This is a genomic window from Rhizobium sp. CCGE 510, from assembly GCF_000292525.1.
Classification (GTDB): Bacteria; Pseudomonadota; Alphaproteobacteria; order Rhizobiales; family Rhizobiaceae; genus Rhizobium.
This window is the reverse complement of the sequence record NZ_AEYF01000048.1, coordinates 1-20,249: the sequence shown is the minus strand read 5'-3', so window position 1 is coordinate 20,249 and position 20,249 is coordinate 1. Positions and strand designations below refer to the sequence as shown.

Sequence of the window (20,249 nt, the reverse complement as noted above, 5' to 3'; positions counted from 1 at the left end):
CATGCGCACGCCGCGTGCGGACGGCGAGGCGATCTCGAATGCGGCGAGGATCCGCAAGGCAGCGCTGCTTTCCGCGGATATGCTGACGGCCGCTCGATGGGATGGGATCGCGCCGCTCCTTGCCGATGGATCCACCCTGTCGCCGCGGCTGCATTGGCGGCTTTTCACTGAGATAGCGGAAGCCCATGGCGATCCCGCCACGTTTGCCGACGGCGCCCGCCGCCTGACTTCCATGGCCACGGACGGACGCGCAACGGCCGCGCTCCGGGCGGGCCTCGCCTATCATCTCGCAGCCTTCTGCCCCGCGGTCGATCGCCCGACCCTTATGAGGCTCAGGGCCGCCTACGGCGACGAAGCGGTCGCATTCGCTCTCGGCCACATCAATCTTTCCGCGGCAACGCCGCCGCTCGCTCTGTTGAGCGAGCAGGCAAGGCAGGTCATCGAGGCCGATGGCTGGTCGATGCTGGCACTTCTGGCAGACGAATACCGGATCTCGGCGGCTTGGCGGTCGGCGGGCTGGCGCGACATGGCTGAAAACGGCTCGGCTTCCCTCCTAAAGGGCCCGGCGCTCGCCCTGGCGGCGGCAGCCGTCGACGAGGTCGCCGCCTTGAAGGAAGGCGCCGGACGATGAGCTCGGGATTTGCACGCCACGACCGCATCATTCCGGCGGAGAATTTCGGCCAGATCAGAGAGGCGGCGCAGATTCTGGAGGCTGCCCACCGGGACGCCGCCCAATCCCAGGCGACACTTGCCGCCGCCAGCGAGCAGGCCGCCCAAAACGGCTATCGCGACGGGTTCGAACAGGGCGTTCGCGATGCCGCCACACGGCTTGCCGCCTCGCTTGGAAAAGCCGAACAGGAAATTGCCAATCTCGACAGCTGGGTCGAGGCGGTGGTTCTGAAATCGGTCGGGTTGATCCTCGGATCGATGGAGGCCGACGAGCGCACGAGGCGATTGGTCCGCCACGCCATATCCCAGACCGCTGAGGCCCAGGAGATCGCCCTGCATGTCGCCCCCGACGATGCCGCCATGATCGCCCGGGCAATTGCGGATATCGATCACCGCATCACTATCGAGACGGATCCGCTGATGTCTGCCGGCGAGATTATTCTGGAGACGTCGGCGGGACGCAGCCAGATCGGCTTGAAAGACCAGCTCGCCACAGTGATCGAGGCCCTCGTCCATGGTTGACGCGTTGCTTCGGATGGAGCGGAGACTCGAACAAACGGACGTGCGGCCGCAGAGCGGGCGCGTAAAGAGTGTTTCGGGCCTGCTGGTGCGGGCGCTCATCCCCTCGGTCAGGATCGGCGAGCTTTGTGAACTGCATGAGCCGGGCCGAGGTCGCATCGGCCTTGCCGATGTCGTCGGCATCGACGGCGAGACGGCGCTTCTCTCGCTTCACGGCGAAACCCGCGGCATCTCCCAGCGCACGGAAATCGTCCCGACCGGCCGGGAACCGGCCGTCTCCGTCGGCAGTTTCCTGCTCGGCGCGATCGTCGACGCACACGGCAATATCCTGCGTCCCTCCGCCAACCCCGCCGGCGAGGACGCGCGTTTCCTGCAGCCGCTCTACGGCCAGCCGGTCGATCCTCTGTCGCGGCGCCCCATCCGCCAGCCGTTTACCTCGGGGATTGCCGCCCTGGACGGATTGCTGACCTGCGGCCAGGGCCAGCGCATCGGTATTTTCGGCGCGCCTGGCGCCGGCAAGTCGACGCTGGTGTCCCAGATCGTCGCCAACAACAAGGCCGATGTGATCGTCTGCGCCCTGGTCGGCGAACGCGGACGCGAGGTCGGCGAATTCGTTGCCGGCAACATGCCGGAAGGCGTCCCCTCGAATGTGGCGCTGGTTGTCGCCACATCCGATCGCCCGGCGCTGGAGCGGTTCAAGGCGGTGATGACGGCAACGGCGATCGCCGAATATTTTCGCGAGCAGGGAAAACATGTGCTGCTCGTCATCGACAGCATCACCCGCATGGCCCGCGCCTTGCGCGAAGTCGGGCTTGCTGCCGGCGAACCGCCGGTGCGGCGCGGCTTTCCGCCTTCCGTATTCGCCGTCTTGCCGCAGATCTTCGAGCGCGCCGGCAACAGCGCAAACGGCACGATGACGGCTTTCTATACGGTCCTCGTCGAAGGCGAAGAGCAGGACGATCCGATTGCCGAAGAAACCAGGTCGCTGCTGGACGGCCATATCGTGCTCTCCGACAAGATTGCCCGGGCGGGCAATTTTCCGGCGATCGATGTTCTGGCCAGCCGAAGCCGGACGATGAGCGCGGTGGTGAGCGAGAGCCATCGCCAGGCAGCCGACAGGCTGCGCGCCCTGCTTGCCCTCTATGACGAAGTGGAACTGCTGATCCGCGTCGGCGAATATCGCCAGGGGCGCGATGCCGCCGTTGACGAGGCCGTCGCCAAACACGGCCTCATCCAGCGCTTCCTGTTTGACGGCCAGGGCAAGCCGCAGCCGTTCGGCGCGATCGTCGAAGCCCTCGATGAGCTTGTCCGATGAATGTCGCCGCGCCCGCATGGCCCCACGCATCGATGGCCGGGAACTTCTTTTCCAGTTCCGGCACGATGATGCGCGCCGCCTGGCAAATTCCGGTCCGGGAGCAGACGCTTTCCGTTCGCCCGCTGGCCCCCGATATCGCAGCCGCGCGGACCACCGATCCGGTCGGCATTCTCTGCCGCGTCGGTGAACGGGAGCAGATGCTGATTGCGTCGGCCGGCGCATTGCGGCTGCTGGCGGAAAGACTGGAACCGCTGCTCCTATGGGAAAAACTGTCGCCGTCTGAAAAGGCGGCCGTGCTCGAACACCTGTTCGCCGAGGCTTTCGAGGCAATCGAGAATAGGATCAGCATGAGCCTGTCGCTGCTGCAGATCGGCGCCGAGACGCAGCCGGATGTCAGCGGCAATTTCGGCTTCGACATCGGCTGGAACGGCTTGAGCCTGCCCTTGAGCGGCCGCTTCGATGAAACCGCCCTTGCCGGCCTGGTCGGCTGGGCAAGCCGCCTGCCGCGCCGCACGCTCAATGTCCTGACGACGGCGGTCAGCATCCGTCGCGGTTATGCCGTGCTGTCGGTCAGTGAAATCAAATCCCTGCGGTTGGGGGACGGCATCGTCATCGACGGGGGGGCACCGGAGACCGTGGTCGCGATCACGGGTGAACGTTACCTTGCAACCTGCATGCGATCGGACAAAGGCGCGGTCCTCACCGGACCACTCCTGTCGACGCCAACCGGACCAATGAGGCATTTCATGACAAATGAAACCGTCGATCAGGAATTGCAGGGCGAGCCGCGTCCGTCGCCTGTCGACAGCATCCCGATCAAGCTGGTCTTCGATGCAGGACGGCTGGAGTTGCCGCTGCGCACACTCGAGACGATCGGCGAGGGTTATGTGTTCAACCTCGACAGGCCATTGTCGGACGCCGTCGATATCATCGCCCAAGGCCGCGTTATCGGACGGGGCGAAATCATCTCCGTGGATGGATTGAGCGCCGTTCGCGTCACGGCGCTGCACGACTGATGGAACAGAGCTTTCCTCTTGCCCAGAGCCTCGTGGCGATGGCGGCGTTCTCGATGCTGCCGGTTATTGCCGTGATCGCGACCTCCTTCACCAAGATTTCGGTCGTCCTGCTGATTGTGCGTAATGCGATCGGCATCCAACAGACGCCGCCGAATCTCCTGGTCTTTGCGATTGCCATCGTGCTCTCGGCCTTCGTGATGAACCCGGTGCTGCAAAACAGCTGGCAATTGCTGCTCGCCCATAGCGGCGATTTCGGCACGGTCAGTGGCATGGCGGACGGCATGATCAAGGTGGCGGCACCGCTGAAGGATTTCATGCTAAAATTTTCCGACGCCGAGGTGCGCGACTTTTTCGTCCAAGCGTCGCAGAAGATCTGGGCAAACGCGCCGACAACCCCCGTTGCCTCCGATGACATCACCGTGCTGACGCCGAGCTTCCTCGTTTCGGAACTGACGCGGGCCTTCGAAATCGGATTTCTGATCTATCTGCCCTTTCTGATGATCGACTTTGCCGTTTCCGCCATTCTGGTGGCGCTCGGCATGCAGATGATGTCCCCGACCGTGGTGTCGACACCGCTGAAGCTGCTGCTGTTCGTCTCGATCGACGGCTGGCGGCGATTGCTGGAAGGTCTCGTGCTGTCCTATGCGCAGTGAGCATCGCCCCTTCACGAAAGCCCTGGATCGGGTGTCTGCCGCGCCCACGCGAAAGGCCTGCCGTCATGGGTGAAGACCAGGTCGCAGCCGAAATCGGCATGTCCGTCATGGCGACCTTCGCCTTGGCCGGCCCCATTCTGGGCCTGGCCGCGCTTCTCGGGCTGATCATCGCCATTTTCCAGGCGGCAACGCAGATCCAGGAGCAGACCATCGCGCAGATCGTCAAGATTTTCGTGATCTCCATCACCCTGCTGCTGTTCGGTCGGGTGCTGGCAACGCCGCTGATCGAACATTCTGTTCATATCCTCAACGACTTCCCGACCATGGTTCAGTGAGGCGAGGCGGATGGGGCCGGATCATCTTCCGCTCGTCGGCATCGAGGTCGCGGCACCGGCCGCAGCCATGCTCGGCGCCGCCCGTGCGCTCGGGATCCTGCTGATCTTCCCGATCTTCTCGCTGTTTAGCATCGTCGGCATTCTGCGTTTCGGCCTGGCAATCGGCCTTTCGGCGCCCTCCGTCGCCTTCGCCTATTCGGTGCTGGCTCTCGGAGATACGTCCTGGTTCGATCTGGCCGCCCTTTCGATGAAGGAGCTTTGCTTCGGGGCGCTGATCGGCATGGGGCTCGGCATTCCCTTCTGGGCGGCCCAGGCGGCGGGCGATATGACCGATGTCTATCGCGGCGCCAATGCCGCCAATCTCTTCGACCAGATCAACGCGCTGGAAACCGCGCCGCTCGGCTCGCTGATGATGTCGATCGCCCTGGTGATTTTCGTCAGCGCCGGCGGCATCATCGATCTGGTCACGATCTTCTATAAGTCCTTCGAGCTCTGGCCGCTCTTCAAGCTCATGCCCACTATCCCCGACGATCCGCTCGACATGATATCAGGTGTTTTCGGCCGGCTGTGCAAAGCGGCCGGGTTACTCGCCGCCCCGTTCATGATCGTCACCTGCGCGCTTGAATTATCGCTGGCCTTCGTCGGCCGCTCGTCCAAACAATTCCCGCTGAACGACAGCCTGCCGGCCATCAAGAACTTCGCGGTCATGGTCATCCTCGTGATCTACACGGCCTTCATCTCCAGCTATTTCCACGATCTCTGGATCGATGGATTCAACGAGGTCAAAGCCATGCTGGAGGTGACCGATGGCCAAAAATGACGATACCGAGGAAAAAACCCTGCCGCCGAGCCGGGTGAAGCTCGATCGTCTTCGGCGCGAGGGCCAGGTTCCCCGCTCGAAGGAAATCCCGGTTGCGATCTCCGTCCTGGCCATCGCCGTCTACGTCAGCTGGGGCTTGCCTGATATCCTCGAGGATTTCACTCGCAGTTTCGATGCCGGCCTACACTCCGCCGCGCGGGCCGACCCCTCCGACGCCGTCACTGTCGGCTTGAGCGAAACCGGCGTGGCGCTGCTCGATCTCATCTGGCTGCCGCTTGCCATGGGTCTTGCCGCAACCATCCTGGTCGCGATCCTCGACGGGCAGGGGTTTCCCGTATCGTTCAAACATATGAGCTTCGATTTTAACCGGCTCAATCCGTTCGAGGGCATCAAGAGGCTTTTTTCGCTCGCGAGCATCGCGGAGTTCGTCAAGGGGCTCGTCAAGTTTGTCCTGCTTGTGGCGGCCGGCGGCGGTGCGATCCTCTATTTCCTCAACAGCATCTTCTGGTCGCCTCTTTGCGGAGAAGCATGCACGCTCTCCACGACAGCCCATCTCCTCGGCTCGATCCTCGTCATTGCCGCCGGCATCATGGTGGCGGCGGCGTTTTTCGATATCCGCATTTCGCGCGCGCTGTTCAGGCACGAACACCGGATGACCAGGACGGAGGCGCGGCGCGAATACAAGGATACTCAGGGCGACCCGAAGCTGAAATCGGCGCGCCGGCAGATCGGCGCGGAAATGCGTAGCAGCTCGCCGCGCAGGCAAGGGCCTGGCCGGCAATGAAAAAGCGGGAGCCTAAGGCGCCCGCTTGGTCTCAATTTGCGGTTCCAGTCGTCGGGCGTCTCAAACGCCCGATTGATTGTCACCCACACGCGTACAATTCTTCACATCGTCCAGCGTGATCTCGGACAGGAACGTCGCGCCGGCAAGCGAGCTGTCGGTGCGGAAGACGTTGCTGCCGTTGGAGAACGCCCCGCCATCGATGGTGACGTCGCCGGCGCTTTTTACCGTCAGCGCATCCTCGCCGACATTCTGCCAATTGACGTTTTCGAGCGTCGGGCCGCCATAGACGTGAATGCCGTCGGTGCCATTCTCGCCGAGATTGACATTCTTGAGCGTCGCGCCGTTCTTGAAAATGAACAGCGGCGATTGGGTTTCGGACTGGCCGCCATCGCCGAGCTTGGACGAGGCCGTATAGGTCGCCCCCTTGCCGTCGAACACGCCTCCATCCACGACGATCGGCTCATTGACCACGATGACGCTCCCCTCTTTCGAGAGGTCCGGCTTTTCCGTCGTGGCCTGTTTCTCGTCGGATGGATCCACCTTCTTGGAGTCTGACTGCCAGTTGATGTGCTTGCGCAGCACATCCTTGGGATCGGACTCAGTGCCGTTTTCCGACGTTTCCCGCGACTTCGGCACATAGGAAGTCAGCATCGGCGGGTTGCCGGAGAAATCTTCGAAGGGCGAAACCTTGCGGGTTCGGATGGCGGTGAAATCCGTGTCGGCCCTATTGCTGCCGCCAAGGCAACCGGACTCAAGGTCGAAACGGGACGTTCTGTCGAAGTCTATGGGCCTTTGTCCATCTACGCCACACATTGCATTCACCCCAGTTGGTCTCGTCTACTTCACCTGCTCTATGAGCCTGGCCTCTGTTTGGAGCTGGCAGCGTTCCGGATTTGCCCGATCTCTCCGACGGTTTCGATCGTTATATCCCTGTCGATCTCCGCCGCCGCCAGCACCGGAATGCGGCAGTTGTGGTGGATCATCAGCGTCTGGGTGAGCAGGCGCCATTCGCCCGGCACGATGATGACGGGATCGTAACCCCGCTCGTTGGTGTCCTCGAGAGCCTGCCTGGCTTTTTCGGCCAGCAGGCGCAGTCTTTCGGCTATCTCGATCTTCTCGGTCGCTCCAGCGGCATCATAGGACCGGATGAAGTGGTCCCATTCGGCCGGAAGCACCAGCGCCGGCAGCAATCCGCGCCGGTCGAGAAGCCCGAAGGCGATCTGCTTGACCAGCGCGGCGCGCGCCATTTCGGCCACGGCATCCGGCGCGTGATCGGTGCCGGCCTGCAGCATCACTTCCAGCAGTCCGCGCGGCTGGGAAAGCGTCACGCCGGAATCCAGCAGGCGCCTGACGACCGCGACCGTCAGCATCAGCGGCACCTGGGTGGCGACGTCGATCGCCAGTTTGCCGAGACGCGGTTCGAGGCTCCCCAGCCATTGTGCCGCGTCGTCGACGCTGAACAGGGCGCCGATATGGCGGCGGACGATGCGCACGATGTCGTCGGCAATCTGTTCGGCCGTCCGTTCAGGACCGCAGTTGACGAGGCCGGCGGGCACATTTTCGACCTGAAGATGGATCAGATCCTCGGCCATGCGGGGATCGGCGTTGAACGTCGGCACTGTCACGGAGACGCCGACGGCGCGCGCCGCCAGGCGAATCCGCCCGTCCAGCATTTCGCCGAGCCGCATCGCCTCAAGCCGCGCCAGCGTTTCCAGCGCGACGGTGGCGATGACGGGATCGCCATATTTCGCCCTGTCGAGCGGATAGGAATTGGCGCTTTCCACGGCATTCGCCGATCCGGCCGCGGCAGGGCCCGCGCGCCGGCGATGAATCATGAAGGCTAGGCCCGCCAGACACAGGCCGATCGCGGCGAGCACGCTCGTCGGAAATCCCGGGACGAAGCCCGCGCAGATCGCCAGCGCCGCCGCAATCGCCAATGCGCGGGGCTCCCGGAAGAGTTCGCGGCCGATATCGCTGCCGAGACTGCCGTTGCCGTCATCGGACACGCGGGTCACGACGATACCGGCCGAGACTGCCATCAGAATCGACGGAATCTGCGACACCAGACCGTCGCCGATCGACAGCAGCGTATAGAGATGGGCAGCCTCGGCGAAGCTCAGCCCCTTCTGGAAGATACCGATCGCCAGGCCGCCTATGAGATTGACGGCGACGATCACCAATCCTGCGACCGCATCGCCCTTGACGAAGCGCATGGCGCCGTCCATCGCGCCGAAGAACTGGCTCTCCTGTTCGAGACGCGACCGGCGCTTTTGCGCAGCTTCCGTGGTGATATGGCCGTTGCGCAGGTCGCTGTCGATGGCGAGCTGCTTGCCCGGCATGGCATCGAGCGTGAAACGCGCGCCGACCTCGGCGATACGCTCGGCGCCCTTCGTCACCACGATGAACTGCACCAGCGCCACGATCAGAAATATGATCAGGCCGACGACGACATTTCCCGCAACGACGAAATCGCCGAAGGCCATGATGATCTCGCCGGCATCGGCATCCGCCAGCACGAGCCGCGTCGAGGAAATCGTCAAGGCCAGGCGGAACAGCGTGCCGATCAGAATGACCGCGGGAAAGGTCGAGATTTCAAGCACGCTCTTCAGATAGGTCGTGGTGATCAGCACCACGAAAGCGAAGGAGAGATTGAAGGCGATCAGCACGTCCAGAACGATTGTCGGAAGCGGCAGCACCATCATCGTCACGACGGAGGCGCAAAACACCGCAAGCAGCATATCGGTGCGCCGCGCAAGCATGGCGATGGCGGATGACCTTACCTTCATGATCCGGCTTCCGACGCCATCGCCTATTCTTGTTCGCTGCTGGAAATTTCGGCGAGCTTCGGTTCGGCATTGCCGGCGGAGACGAAATTGACCGTATCGTCCTCACTGTCGCGGGAAACGATCATCTGGTCGTTGCCGATCTCCTTGATCCGCCAGCCGCTCGCAACGACATCGCCTTCCTCGTAGCGGCGGCCGTCGGAGCCGATGATGAACCTGACTGGCGTATAGCCGGCGGCGGCGACGAAGCCGTCGAGACCGGAAGAGAGGGCGGTGAGATCGACGATGGAAACGGAACCGCGCCGGCTCATCGAGGCGATGATGCTACGCAGCTTCGTCTTGTCAGGCAGGCCGAGAGGTCGCGATCCTTCGCCGATGCGAATTTCGTCGGCGGTGGCGACGATGCTCAGATCTTGGGGAATCTGAGCCATACGAATGGCCTGGCGGATTTCGGCAGCGATCGCCGCCGATGACGGCGCCGGTTCGGGTGCGGCGGAAACCCTGACGGGCGGGCCTTCGTGAGCCGGCGCGTCGCTGTTGTAAAGGCCGGCCAGCAAAAGCATCGCCGCCAGCCCGAGAAGGCCGGCAGCCGCAATCCGGCGTGGCGCGAACCGCCCGCGCCCGGCGCCGAGACCTTCGAGTTCGCAGGCCGTGCCGTCGAAGGAGATGGTCTGCCTCTTTGTAAGGCTCATCGTTCGATCACGCGGGATGGAATGACCATCGATCACCACGTCATCCCGCAGCGCGGTCAACGACACCGCGTCGGAGCCGCGGGAGCGCTGCAGACTGACGGCAAAGGCGGGTTCCGGTTTGGCGCCGAGGATGATCAGGTCGCAATCGGCGCTGCCGCCGACAACCTGCCGCTCCGCCGTCAACGGCAGAATGGAGCTGCGCCCGGCGCGCGTGATACGCAAGACCGGTCCGCCGCGGCCTGACGCAGCGTTGCCGGCGTTACCTCTGAATGTCGGCGAAGAGGGATCTAGATTCATAGCCATCTTGTTCCCGAACCGTCCGTCGAGCGGCTTTTATTGTCTTCGAGAGCGGGGAAGCGAGACGGGCGAACCCGTCGCGCCATTGTTTCAATCAGCCTGGGCCGATCTTCTTGATGGCGTTTGCGACGCCGTTGATCTTGGTGATTTCAGTTGCAACCTGCAGGCTCTGCGCGGTCGCTTCGTTCTGGGCCGACTTGAAGGCGGAAATCGCCGAGCCGATACCCGCATCAAGTGTCGAAGTACTAGTGCTGGTAGCCATGTCTTGAACTCCTTGCATGGTTTTGGCGGCCAAAACCTTGCAGAATTCCGGATCGAATTCAATAGCTTATGTTAAAAAGTTATTAATTCGCAATATGTACAACAACTGCGCGAAATGGATATCCGTCCTGTTCCCAGCGGACCGATGATCTGCAACAGTAGATCAGATAATCATTAATAGATTGGATTTCGCAGCCCCCTGATTTCCTTCGTTCATTAGTTGTCGGGCGGCATCCGGATCGTGAGGTAAACTCAGATGTTTGCGCGTTTTGTTTACATGGCCGCTATCGGAATGCTGGTCTTCATTCCTCCATCAGCCGGCGCCGGCGAGCGGGAGGTGCGCCTGGATGTCGTCTCCCTGCCGCTTGGCGATGTCGTCCAGACGCTGTCCTTCATGTCTGGCATCCCGGTCACGACAGTCGGGACGCTGAGCGGCAAGGTCGAGCACTGGTCCGTCCGAGAAAGCGGAGCCAAGGCCTTCGTCAAGCTTGGCGATGCCAGCAATCTCTTCGTCGCCTATGACGGCAGCCGCATCATCATCGCGCCTAAGCAGGAGGTCTCCACCGTTGTCCTCGATCGCGGCGACCGCAGCTGGAAGACCGAGCAAAACGCCATTCGCGCGCTGTTCCCGCTACTGCCGGACGATGCACTGCGTGAAGATCCCGCCAGCGGCTTGGTGCTGGTGCGCGGCCCCGCCGTCTTCACCAAGGCCGTCGAAGACGTGCTGAGCCGGCAGGAAGCCGACAGCATCAAGGTCATCAAGGGCGGCCAGCTGGAAATCCTGACGACGAACAACGGTGCCTGAGCGGCTGATATGAAGGCGCTGAAGTCTCTCAGGCAGTTACTGGAGATCCGCAGCCTGCGGGCGGACAATCTTTCCCGCAGCCTCTCCGAGGCGCGGGCGGACGCCGAAAACGCGCGGGAGCGGGAAGCGAAAGCCTCCGAAGCGCTCGACATCGCAGCAAGCCGGGCCGCAGGCAATCCTATCGTCGACGAATTGCGCAAGAGCGGCGTTATCTCCGCCGCCAAGCTTCAGGACGCGTTGATGCGACAATCCGTATTGCGCAGCCATGAAGCCGATGCCGGCCGATCGCTTGCGCAGCGCAAAGACGCCCGGCGCGCCGCGCAAGAGCGGGCAGAACAAGCCGCCGCCGATTTTTCGCGAGCACAGAAGGCGGTATTGCGCGCCGAATTTTCGCTTGAAGCAGCGGAGAAAGTCGACCGGTAGAGAGCTAAGAACCAGCAGATGAACCAACCGCCTGGGCAGCGAACCAGCGTAACCGCTGTCCTGATGCAACGTTCCGCGTCATCGCTTGATCATTGATGTTCAGCCTCAGCTTGAAATAGGTGCTAACGTTACGAATGCGAAACCTACCCAGGCTCCGCTCTTGTTCAGCAATGGCTGGATGGTGAACTTCGAGCGCATCACGATACGCAGTTGATCCGCGGCGTCGACCGGCCGTAATGGCTCCGCAGCTGGTGTCTTAAGCCAGGGTCCGAGTACGGCACGCTCATTCCAGCGCGTTCCCTCCGAGCGCCACCTGTTTTTCTTCCGCCAAGCCTGTTTGCTCATCGTAGCTAGGAACTGCTCAACGGCCATGCCAATGATAACGCCCTCAAACAGCGCGGCGATTACAGTTCAGGAATTTCGAAATCTGCAATGGCTATACCGCCCGAAGCGCCTACTGCGGCAGCCCCGATGATCAGCCGAGGTGCTGCTCACAGCACCAACCTTTGGCCATATTGCATGCCCCTCTCCGGATTTCCCGCCAAGATAGTACAACGCGCGTACCATATCCAAAAAAATGAGGCCTCGACCGCATGAAGCTTCCCCCGAGAAACCGATATTGGCTCTAGGTGTTTAGTCCCGGCATTTGATGGATCGGATCGATGATGAATCGATCTGGCTCGAAAGTCCATTGTTTGCAGATGAACTCGTAAGGCGTGAGGCCCTTTAGCGTCTTGAGCCTGCGCCCGAAATTGTAAGCGTCGATAAAGTCGGCCAGATGTTTTTTCAATTGCGCATGATCGTCGTAGTGGAAGCGCTTGACGGTCGCTTCCTTGATCGTTCGGTTCATCCGCTCGACCTGTCCGTTGGTCCAGGGGTGCTTCACCTTGGTCAGGCGATGCTCGATGCTGTGATCGTCGCAGACCCAGTCGAAGATGTGCTGGAAGGCATTTCGATCACAAGCTCGGTTGGTGAATTGAATGCCATTATCGGTCAAAACGGTGTGAATGGTGTAGGGCACTGCCGCGATCAGATTGCGCAAGAACTGGGCGGCATTCATCTTGCCGGCTTTGGTGTAGAGTTCTGTGAACGCGAACTTGGATGTTCGGTCAATTGCTACAAAGAGATAGAGCTTGCCCTCGGCCGTCTGCACCTCGGCAATATCGATGTGGAAATAGCCGATCGGATAGCTTTTGAACTTCTTCTTCGGCTCCTTGTCGCCTCCGACCTCCGGCAGACGTGAAATGCCGTGGCGCTGCAAACACCTATGCAACGACGAACGCGTCAGATGTGAGATGGTCGGCTGAAGAGCGTAGAGGCAATCATCGAGCGGCAGCAATGTATGCCGGCGGAAGGCGACGATGACGGCCTCTTCTTCGAGGGAAAGGGTCGTCGAGTGTGGGTCCTTCGGACCTGTAGGAAGGTCGACCAACGATGTCCGCTTCTTCCATTTCGCCACGGTTTTCTGGTTGATCCCGTATCGCTTCGAAAGCGTTCTCAAACTCTCTTCACTATTTTGTATTGCTCGACGGATTGCCTCTGTCGTCGTGGCGCTACCGTGTAGAACCTGGCCCATAGTGCTTCCCTCCATGCCAAGGAAAATAATGCACCATCAAATGCCGGGACTAAACACCTAGAGGACAGTCGACATTCGCTTCCGCTCAGGACGTTCCTACGTCGTGGCACGGCGAGAGATTTCGAGGCCAGCGCTCCGGCTTGTTGCTATGGAGCTCACGTTTTGGACGAGGAAGATCGCATAATGGATCGTCGGGGACGGCGTGATCGCGCTGCTTGTGGGGTCAATTCGGATCCAGCCGGTGGGATTCGGGTGGCGGAAGCGCTCGCGCACTGAGAGCCTGCGCAATCGACAAAGCTAAAAGCACCTTCGCGGGCCGAAGGAACCTGTCTTAAGGAACGGGCGGGCCCGGCATTTCTCGCCTCGGTGGAGGTGGCGAATATCCGCCAGTTAGGTTCCTATTGCGGCGCGCATATCGCACTTGTGAAATGCAATTAGCTGAGGCACAGAGACTTCCGGTTTCAACGGCGATTTTAGACGGGAAGCCGTCATGCTTGACGAGCAAGAAAAATATGCGTTAGGCCTTGCTTGACAGAAGGGCAGCTCCGGTCTTTCATGGCGGCATTCACCAGGGGGGCCCGGCAAGGGGCTGAGATACTGCTGAACAATAAGGTGTTGCTTGTTGTGGCGCAGTGACCCGTTGAACCTGATCCAGTTCATACTGGCGTAGGGACGGTGCAAGCGCTCGAAGGCTTCGGATTCACGCGTGGAATCCATGCCGGCGTCTTTTCATCATTCCGGCTGACTGGGTCTCCAACTTTCAATTTGGAGCCTCAAACTATGACATTGCCGCAAAAAACTTCACCCCAACCGTCACCACCGGCCCGCTGCCAGTGTCGCGGAAGATCCATACCGGGAGTTATCCACAGTCATATCCGCGTGCCGACGCGCGAAATTAGCGTCCATCCGACCGCCGGCGAGCCGCCTTTCGTCGTCTATGATTCCTCCCATCCCGACACCGCCCGCAGCTACCGTGACGAGACCTTGCCGAAGGAAGCGCACAAGGTGGCGCATTTCTGCTCGATGCGCATATCGCACAACATCCGCGCCGAGGCGCAGAAGGAGGGGCTGGACGCGATGGCGGCGAAATACCGACAGGGCGGCGATCTTTACATGTCGGTCGTAGAGGCCGCTAAAATACCGATTGGAGGATGACCATGCGCGTTCTTGTCAAGGGGGCCGGCGTTGCCGGCCTCACCGTGGCCTGGCAGCTTTATCGCCAAGGCTTCCGCGTCACCCTTACGGAGCTGGCCGACAAGGTCGGGGGCGGCGCCTCCGGCCTTGCCGGCGGCATGCTCGCCCCGTGGTGCGAACGGGAAAGTGCGGAGGAACCGGTGCTGACGCTCGGTCGTAATGCCGCCGATTGGTGGGAGGCAGCATTGCCCGGCCACGTCAAACGCCGGGGAACGCTGGTGGTCGCGGGTGGGCGAGATACCGCCGAGCTGGACCGCTTTTCCCGCCGCACAAGCGGATGGGAATGGCTGGACGAGGCGGCGATCGCAGCTCTGGAGCCTGATCTCGCCGGCCGCTTCCGCAGGGCGTTGTTCTTCCGGCAGGAAGCGCACCTCGATCCACGGCAGGCGCTCTCGGGACTTGCCGCAGGACTGGAGAACGCCCGCGTGCTTCTCGTGTTCGGCGTCACGGGCAATGCGAACGTTGCCCATTATGACCGGGTGATCGACTGCACCGGTGCCGCCCAGATTGGCCAACTGCCCGAATTGCGTGGTGTTCGAGGCGAGATGCTCTGCGTCGAAACGCGCGAGGTCAGCCTTTCTCGCCCCGTCCGCCTGCTGCATCCGCGCCACCCGATCTATATCGTGCCGCGCGAAAAGAACTGCTTCATGGTCGGTGCGACGATGATCGAAAGTGACGATGCGGGGCCGATTACCGCGCGTTCGCTGATGGAGTTGCTGAATGCTGCCTATGCGATGCATCCCGCCTTCGGCGAGGCACGTGTCACGGAAACAGGCGCAGGCGTGCGGCCCGCTTATCCCGATAATCTACCGCGCGTGACGCAGGAGAAACACACCCTCCATGTCAACGGCCTCTATCGCCATGGCTTTTTGCTGGCGCCGGCCATGGCCGGAGAGGTGGCGCGGCTTCTTCTAACAGAACAAACGGAAAGGAGGGCGCCATGACCTTCATCATCAATGGCGAGGAACAACAGGTCGCGGCCGCGACGCTCGCAGATCTGCTTCTCGCTCTGGACTACGAAGGCGGGTGGCTCGCAACCGCGGTGAACGGCGAACTGGTACACCGCGAGGATCGCGTCGATTTCATGCTTGGCGAGCGCGACCGAATTGAAATTCTCTCACCGATGCAAGGAGGCTAAGATGCTGAAACTTTACAACGTCGAGGTCCATTCCCGGCTGCTGCTTGGCACCGCCCGCTACCCGTCTCCGGCCGTGCTTGCGGAAGCAGTGAGACGATCGAAGACCGAAATTGTAACTGTTTCGCTTCGGCGCGAGGCCGTCGGCGGCAAGGCGGGCGGCGCCTTCTTTGAGCTGATCCGCGAGCTTGGTGTGCGCGTGCTTCCCAACACGGCCGGATGCCACAGCGTGCAGGAGGCTGTGCTGACGGCGAAGATGGCGCGCGATGTTTTCCGCACCGACTGGATCAAGCTCGAAGTGATCGGCCATCACGATACGCTGCAGCCCGATGTTTTCGGCCTCGTCGAGGCGGCACGCATCCTGACCGGCGAGGGCTTTCACGTCTTCCCCTATACGACCGACGATCTTGTCGTCGCCGAAAGGCTGCTGGACGCCGGCTGCCGCGTCCTGATGCCTTGGTGCGCGCCGATCGGCTCTGCCATGGGAGCGGTGAACCCGATGGCGCTGCGGGCATTCCGAGCACATTTTCCGGATGTGCCGCTCATCGTTGATGCCGGCATCGGCCGCCCATCTCATGCCGCCGCCGTCATGGAATACGGCTATGATGCCGTTCTTCTGAACACCGCCGTTGCCGGCGCGGGTGATCCCGCCGCCATGGCCGAGGCCTTCGCGTTTGCCATCAATGCCGGCCGCATCGCGCATGGCGCCGTGCCGCTGGAGCCGCGCGACATGGCCGTTCCTTCCACTCCCGTCATCGGAAAGGCCGTCTTTTCATGAAGCTCGATCCCTTCTATCTCATCGTCGACAGCGCCGATTGGGTCGAACGTCTCGTGCCGCTCGGCGTCAAACTCGTCCAGCTGCGCATCAAGGACCGGCCAGAGCCGGTGCTTCGCGAGGAGATCCGGCGTGCGAAAGCCGCCTGCGCGGCAGCGGACTGCCGATTGATCGTCAACGATTACTGGAAGCTCGCGATCGATGAGGGATGCGATTTCATCCATCTCGGGCAGGAGGATCTGGCGGCAGCCGATCTGGCTGCAATCGGCCGCGCCGGCCTGAAGCTCGGCCTTTCCACGCACGACATAGCGGAACTAGAGACGGCGCTGGCCGCCCGTCCGGATTACGTGGCATTCGGACCGGTCTGGCCCACGGTGCTCAAAGAGATGAGATGGACCCCACAAGGCGTCGAACGCATTGCGAACTGGCGGCGGCGTGTCGGACCGATGCCGCTCGTTGCCATCGGCGGGATCACCGCCGAGCGCGCGCCGCTGGTACTGGAAAACGGCGCCGATACCGCTGCCGTGGTCACCGATATCACCCGCAACCCCGATCCCGAAGCCCGCACACGACAGTGGCTGGCCGCGACCGCGCCTTGGCGGTCCGTGACTGAGAGGCCGCACCTGGGCTCTCTACAATGAAAAGGCAACAATAAAGAGGACCAAAAGGCGGATCCGTCAGGGGCTCGCAACCACCGCTCGCTGGTTTAGACGCTGACTGAGGCACCATCGGAAGGCTACTATCGGACATCCGATCTTTGCAACGCAACGATGCCGCAGTTTGGTTCAGTGATCGGGCTGGCCGAGGGCGGGTCGAAACTTTGGAGTAAGGCTCTCTTCATAGAGTTAGCGCTCGCTGCAAATCATCGTGCTCGAACGCACTGGCCATACGGTTGATCTCGGCTGACCGCGCACCGACCGCCTTTGCGGTCTCGCGCCACCTTGCTGTGGAGGTCGCGACCTCCTTAATGATCGCGCGAGCCTGGGCGAGCGTGAGGGCGAAGAACCCGGCAGTTTCTTCCAGCAGATCAAGGGAGCAGGTGCCCTCATCAAGACCTATGTTGGTCGTCAGGACGCGCGCCTTGACGTCAGTAGGCACTGGATTGAGGTCATAGGCAGGGGACAACGACCAGCCGGCTTTGCCGCGCCACAGAAAGCCGTGATTTCTCAGGTGGTCATCGACGTTGGAAATCAGCACATTGAAGGCGACGCGGCGATAAAGCGCGTGCGCATCGGTCTTTCCCTGCGCGCCGTGTTCGACCAAGGCGTCTACGATCTCCGGATAGCTTCCACGCTCGCCGTCCTTTGCGCCCATCATCGCCATCGCGGACAGGAAGGGGATCCGGACAGCACCATCACGGTCGAAGCGACGCGAGAGCATGACCTTCTTGCCGGCGACGTCGATGAGCTCGTGGAGGGGCGTGACAATGCCGGCTTGTTCAGCCAGTTGCAGAGCGACCTCTTCCCATGTCTCCACGCTGTAGTCGTCGGTTTCCTTAGGAAACTTGGCGATCGAGAGATGGCCATGTTGATCGATAACAGAAACCTTCGGACGCGCTCCACCAAGCGAGGAGCCAGGCGCGAAGATAAGTTGGAGGTCTTCGTCGGTTTCCTCATCGCGCAGAATACGTTCGGTGATCTGCAGTAGGCGGCCGAGCTCGATGAGGGCGGGAACGCCGGCACGGATCGGCGCCTGGAATTCCTCGTCGCCAACCCGGCGGAACCGGAGCGCGCCGAGCCGTGTCTCGTCGGCGACCCCAAGCAGATAGTCGCTTTGGGCCAGCGTGCGAACGGCCCGGCCATCGCGCTCAGCCATGCGCCTTTCCGAGCGTTGCATGAGGCGTCGGCCCCACGTATCGGGTGCTGAGTCACCAATAGAGCCAAAGTTTGCGAGGCCGGCGGGCGGGGCGAACGCTCCCCGGCTCAGAGCTAGAGCGGGCTCCAGCGAGAAGCGGCCGGGGTCCTGTAGCCAGGCACGGTCATACTCAAACACGATCGTTTCGGCACCACGGACGCGATTGCTTCGCGCCAGTCCGATCGGACGGGTGTGACCGTGAAGGTCGAGATGAACTTCAAAATCAGCCATCGCGTGACGATCCCGGCGATCGCTTTGGGTGAGCGTGCTTGGGCAACTCCGCACTGGCCAAAGATTGGCCGACGCTGTCGTTACTGATGTCGGCGACTTGGCTCAGCCCAACTAGCAGGCCGAGTGCCTGGAGGACGCCTGCGTAGATGCCGATGCTGACATTGGTGTCGCCGGCCTCGATCTTTTGAAGCGTTGAGCGTGAGGTGAAGGCACGTTCGGCTACTACCGCCATAGGCAGGCGGCGACGTCGACGTGCGTCGTGGATGTCTGCGCCCAGTTTGCGCAGCGCGCGCCGCACAGCGGCCGGAGGGTTATGAGGTGTAGGCATTTGTCACCTTCGCACTGCAGATTGGCCCAATATGTAGCACGAAGATGACAATTTTGCCAGCGGGATAGTCAGGTAGAAAAGCCGATTGTTTCGTCGTGTGACTTGCATGACTTTAATTCGGGCGGCATAGGTTGGACCGGAAAAACCACAGCCAAAAGACCTTGGTGAAGCACTGAACTGAGCAGCGCACCTCCGTGTTAGACGATAGACCATAGATTTTCGAAGTTAGCCAAAAAGCAATGGCTTCAAATAGGCTGTTTTTTGGCGCTGTTGCCGAGGCGGTAGTTCGGACGCTAGTATTGAGCAATCAGGGAAGTGTGATCGAAATCGGCGTCCAATCGCCATCCGCAATGACGCTGCCCCCAGCTACCCCCATTTGAGCCCGCCGACGTTATCCGCGAGACGTGGCCGAAAAGCTGTGATCTGCAAGGGAGAATAAATTTGCTGCATTTCGCCGATGCGTTTAGGCACCTCCGCCTTGCCTTGAGGTCCTCGATTTCTGCGAGAGCAACCAAATTCATCGCTCTACCACTTATCGGAGCATTCGTTTCCCATAATGTCCCGCCATGTCGTGCTTCCCGCGCACGGATTCGCTCGCCAGTCCTCGCGCAGGCGGCAGCACTCAAGTTGACGATACCACTGATCCCTGCAGCGCGACGAACCGCGCAGTTGACCAAGGATGCGATGAACAAGGCCTTTCGAAGGCCTTCGGTTATATGTTCGCGGAATCTCTGCGCGAGGAGTTGCGCTCGACCGGGGTCACGGTGACGGCACTCCTTCCGGGCGCCACCAATAGCGACTTCCACGCGAACGCTGGAATGGGCGGTACGAAGCTCGGTGGCCAACAGAAAAACGACAAGACGCTCGTCGCGAAGCAGGGGTTCGAGGCTCTCATGAACGACATCGACCATGTCGTCGGCGGAGACCAGGAAACCAAGCGGCAGGTGTTGGAAAACCGGACAACCCCCGAGCCTGTCAAAGCCGCCCGGCAAGCCGAACTGACCCAACCGCAGTGAAGGAGCACGTCATGTCACATCTGAAAGACAAGGTCGCCATCGTCACAGGAGCTTCCTCGGGCATTGGAGCAGCGACCGCCAGAGGATTGGCGGAAAAAGGTGCGCGCGTCGTCCTTGCCGGCCGCAATCAGAAACGCCTCAGTCAGATTGTCGAAGAAATAGCCGACTCGGGAGGTGTTGCCAGCTACCAGGTTGCCGATGCGACGGACTTTGAAAGCACCAAGACGCTCGTCGCGTTCGCCACAACGACGTACAGCCCGGTGGATATATTGGTCAACAATGCCGGCCTCATGCTCTTTTCCTATTGGAAGGATGCCGCCGTCGGCGATTGGAACAAGATGATCGATACCAATCTGCGTGGCTATCTGCATGCGATCGCCGCCGTGCTGCCGTCGATGTTGGAGCGCCGGTCCGGCCGCATCCTGAATATGAGCTCTATCGCCGGCTTCATGTCGGCGAGGCGGCTGGTGTTTACGGAGCCACGAAGTTCTTCATACGCGGTATCACCGAAAGCCTCAGAAAGGAGGTGGGCGTGGGAAGCGGGATCCAGGTATCTCTGATCAGCCCTGGCGTGATCGATACCGGTTGGGCCGACAAGGTTCATGACGACACGGGCAGAAAGATCGCCGGAGAACTCAACAAGCAGGGTATTCCGCCGTCGTCGGTGGCGGAGGCTGTGGTCTATGCACTTGATCAGCCCCCGGAGATCACGATCAACGACATTGTCGTCCATCCAACCCGGCAGGACTGGTAGCCGGCGCTTTCAAA

Annotated in this window: 21 protein-coding genes, 3 pseudogenes and 1 riboswitch; of the genes and pseudogenes, 17 read left to right on the top strand and 7 right to left on the bottom strand. The window is 61.4% G+C overall.

Annotated features, from left to right (window positions below; genetic code table 11):
* The first annotated feature begins 1 nt into the window (after position 1).
* The 8 genes from RCCGE510_RS28420 to RCCGE510_RS28385 all read left to right on the top strand — a co-directional run bounded on the left by RCCGE510_RS28420 (position 2) and on the right by RCCGE510_RS28385 (position 6,111).
* Complete coding sequence (locus RCCGE510_RS28420) at positions 2-631, top strand: hypothetical protein (protein ID WP_007636030.1); 630 nt, start codon at positions 2-4, stop codon at positions 629-631.
* A complete protein-coding gene (gene sctL / locus RCCGE510_RS28415) occupies positions 628-1,191 on the top strand; it encodes a type III secretion system stator protein SctL (RefSeq protein WP_007636029.1) in 564 nt (187 codons plus the stop codon). Before RCCGE510_RS28420 ends, sctL begins: the two co-directional genes overlap by 4 nt.
* On the top strand, positions 1,184-2,503 hold the full coding sequence (locus tag RCCGE510_RS28410) for a FliI/YscN family ATPase (protein ID WP_037080128.1): 1,320 nt from the start codon (positions 1,184-1,186) through the stop codon (positions 2,501-2,503). The genes sctL and RCCGE510_RS28410 overlap by 8 nt, the downstream gene beginning before the upstream one ends.
* Entirely contained in the window at positions 2,500-3,519 is a 1,020-nt protein-coding gene (locus RCCGE510_RS28405; protein ID WP_007636026.1) for a FliM/FliN family flagellar motor switch protein, read from the top strand. Before RCCGE510_RS28410 ends, RCCGE510_RS28405 begins: the two co-directional genes overlap by 4 nt.
* Positions 3,519-4,172 (top strand): type III secretion system export apparatus subunit SctR, encoded by a 654-nt coding sequence (gene sctR, locus RCCGE510_RS28400; protein WP_007636018.1) that lies wholly within the window; start codon positions 3,519-3,521, stop codon positions 4,170-4,172. Before RCCGE510_RS28405 ends, sctR begins: the two co-directional genes overlap by 1 nt.
* Before the next feature lie 65 nt (positions 4,173-4,237).
* Positions 4,238-4,507 (top strand): flagellar biosynthetic protein FliQ, encoded by a 270-nt coding sequence (locus tag RCCGE510_RS28395; protein ID WP_004672590.1) that lies wholly within the window; start codon positions 4,238-4,240, stop codon positions 4,505-4,507.
* Between the two features lie 10 nt (positions 4,508-4,517).
* Complete coding sequence (locus tag RCCGE510_RS28390) at positions 4,518-5,327, top strand: flagellar biosynthetic protein FliR (protein ID WP_007636012.1); 810 nt, start codon at positions 4,518-4,520, stop codon at positions 5,325-5,327.
* Positions 5,314-6,111, top strand: a complete 798-nt coding sequence (locus RCCGE510_RS28385; RefSeq protein WP_007636010.1) for an EscU/YscU/HrcU family type III secretion system export apparatus switch protein — start codon at positions 5,314-5,316, stop codon at positions 6,109-6,111. The genes RCCGE510_RS28390 and RCCGE510_RS28385 overlap by 14 nt, the downstream gene beginning before the upstream one ends.
* 60 nt (positions 6,112-6,171) lie before the next feature.
* Here RCCGE510_RS28385 and RCCGE510_RS28380 read toward each other — a convergent pair whose 3' ends face one another.
* The 4 genes from RCCGE510_RS28380 to RCCGE510_RS35285 all read right to left on the bottom strand — a co-directional run bounded on the left by RCCGE510_RS28380 (position 6,172) and on the right by RCCGE510_RS35285 (position 10,145).
* The gene (locus RCCGE510_RS28380) at positions 6,172-6,924 is read right to left on the bottom strand and encodes a pectate lyase (protein WP_007636008.1); all 753 of its coding nucleotides are present in this window, start codon (positions 6,922-6,924) and stop codon (positions 6,172-6,174) included.
* A gap of 38 nt (positions 6,925-6,962) precedes the next feature.
* Positions 6,963-8,897, bottom strand: a complete 1,935-nt coding sequence (locus RCCGE510_RS28375) for a flagellar biosynthesis protein FlhA (RefSeq protein WP_037080120.1) — start codon at positions 8,895-8,897, stop codon at positions 6,963-6,965.
* Between the two features lie 23 nt (positions 8,898-8,920).
* The gene (locus RCCGE510_RS28370; protein ID WP_037080118.1) at positions 8,921-9,889 is read right to left on the bottom strand and encodes a hypothetical protein; all 969 of its coding nucleotides are present in this window, start codon (positions 9,887-9,889) and stop codon (positions 8,921-8,923) included.
* Positions 9,890-9,977: 88 nt separating this feature from the next.
* Positions 9,978-10,145, bottom strand: coding sequence for a hypothetical protein (locus RCCGE510_RS35285; RefSeq protein ID WP_007636000.1), 168 nt, complete (start codon positions 10,143-10,145; stop codon positions 9,978-9,980).
* A gap of 255 nt (positions 10,146-10,400) precedes the next feature.
* On the opposite strand from RCCGE510_RS35285, the gene RCCGE510_RS28365 reads away from it, so the two are divergent.
* The gene (locus RCCGE510_RS28365) at positions 10,401-10,949 is read left to right on the top strand and encodes a hypothetical protein (RefSeq protein ID WP_007635999.1); all 549 of its coding nucleotides are present in this window, start codon (positions 10,401-10,403) and stop codon (positions 10,947-10,949) included.
* Between the two features lie 9 nt (positions 10,950-10,958).
* Positions 10,959-11,372: a hypothetical protein gene (locus RCCGE510_RS28360; RefSeq protein ID WP_007635997.1), complete on the top strand. Its 414-nt coding sequence runs from the start codon at positions 10,959-10,961 to the stop codon at positions 11,370-11,372.
* Between the two features lie 625 nt (positions 11,373-11,997).
* Here RCCGE510_RS28360 and RCCGE510_RS28350 read toward each other — a convergent pair.
* Positions 11,998-12,948 (bottom strand): IS481-like element ISRel12 family transposase, encoded by a 951-nt coding sequence (locus tag RCCGE510_RS28350; protein ID WP_081525798.1) that lies wholly within the window; start codon positions 12,946-12,948, stop codon positions 11,998-12,000.
* A 560-nt stretch (positions 12,949-13,508) separates the two neighbouring features.
* Positions 13,509-13,639: riboswitch (TPP riboswitch) on the top strand.
* Between the two features lie 260 nt (positions 13,640-13,899).
* On the opposite strand from RCCGE510_RS28350, the pseudogene RCCGE510_RS28345 reads away from it, so the two are divergent.
* The 5 genes and pseudogenes from RCCGE510_RS28345 to RCCGE510_RS28325 form a co-directional block, all read left to right on the top strand.
* Positions 13,900-14,103 (top strand): annotated as a pseudogene (locus RCCGE510_RS28345) (phosphomethylpyrimidine synthase ThiC); the annotation flags it as partial.
* A gap of 2 nt (positions 14,104-14,105) precedes the next feature.
* Positions 14,106-15,086, top strand: coding sequence for a glycine oxidase ThiO (gene thiO, locus RCCGE510_RS28340; RefSeq protein WP_007635991.1), 981 nt, complete (start codon positions 14,106-14,108; stop codon positions 15,084-15,086).
* The gene (gene thiS, locus RCCGE510_RS28335; RefSeq protein WP_007635990.1) at positions 15,083-15,280 is read left to right on the top strand and encodes a sulfur carrier protein ThiS; all 198 of its coding nucleotides are present in this window, start codon (positions 15,083-15,085) and stop codon (positions 15,278-15,280) included. Before thiO ends, thiS begins: the two co-directional genes overlap by 4 nt.
* Before the next feature lies 1 nt (position 15,281).
* Positions 15,282-16,055 (top strand): thiazole synthase, encoded by a 774-nt coding sequence (locus RCCGE510_RS28330; protein ID WP_007635989.1) that lies wholly within the window; start codon positions 15,282-15,284, stop codon positions 16,053-16,055.
* Positions 16,052-16,693, top strand: coding sequence for a thiamine phosphate synthase (locus tag RCCGE510_RS28325; protein WP_007635988.1), 642 nt, complete (start codon positions 16,052-16,054; stop codon positions 16,691-16,693). Before RCCGE510_RS28330 ends, RCCGE510_RS28325 begins: the two co-directional genes overlap by 4 nt.
* A 196-nt stretch (positions 16,694-16,889) precedes the next feature.
* Here RCCGE510_RS28325 and RCCGE510_RS28320 read toward each other — a convergent pair whose 3' ends face one another.
* Positions 16,890-18,137: a type II toxin-antitoxin system HipA family toxin gene (locus tag RCCGE510_RS28320; protein WP_007635987.1), complete on the bottom strand. Its 1,248-nt coding sequence runs from the start codon at positions 18,135-18,137 to the stop codon at positions 16,890-16,892.
* The gene (locus RCCGE510_RS28315) at positions 18,130-18,465 is read right to left on the bottom strand and encodes a helix-turn-helix transcriptional regulator (protein WP_007635986.1); all 336 of its coding nucleotides are present in this window, start codon (positions 18,463-18,465) and stop codon (positions 18,130-18,132) included. Before RCCGE510_RS28315 ends, RCCGE510_RS28320 begins: the two co-directional genes overlap by 8 nt.
* 698 nt (positions 18,466-19,163) lie before the next feature.
* On the opposite strand from RCCGE510_RS28315, the pseudogene RCCGE510_RS28310 reads away from it, so the two are divergent.
* Positions 19,164-19,481 (top strand): annotated as a pseudogene (locus tag RCCGE510_RS28310) (oxidoreductase); the annotation flags it as partial.
* 11 nt (positions 19,482-19,492) lie between these two features.
* Positions 19,493-20,235 (top strand): annotated as a pseudogene (locus tag RCCGE510_RS28305) (SDR family oxidoreductase).
* Positions 20,236-20,249: the final 14 nt, after the last annotated feature.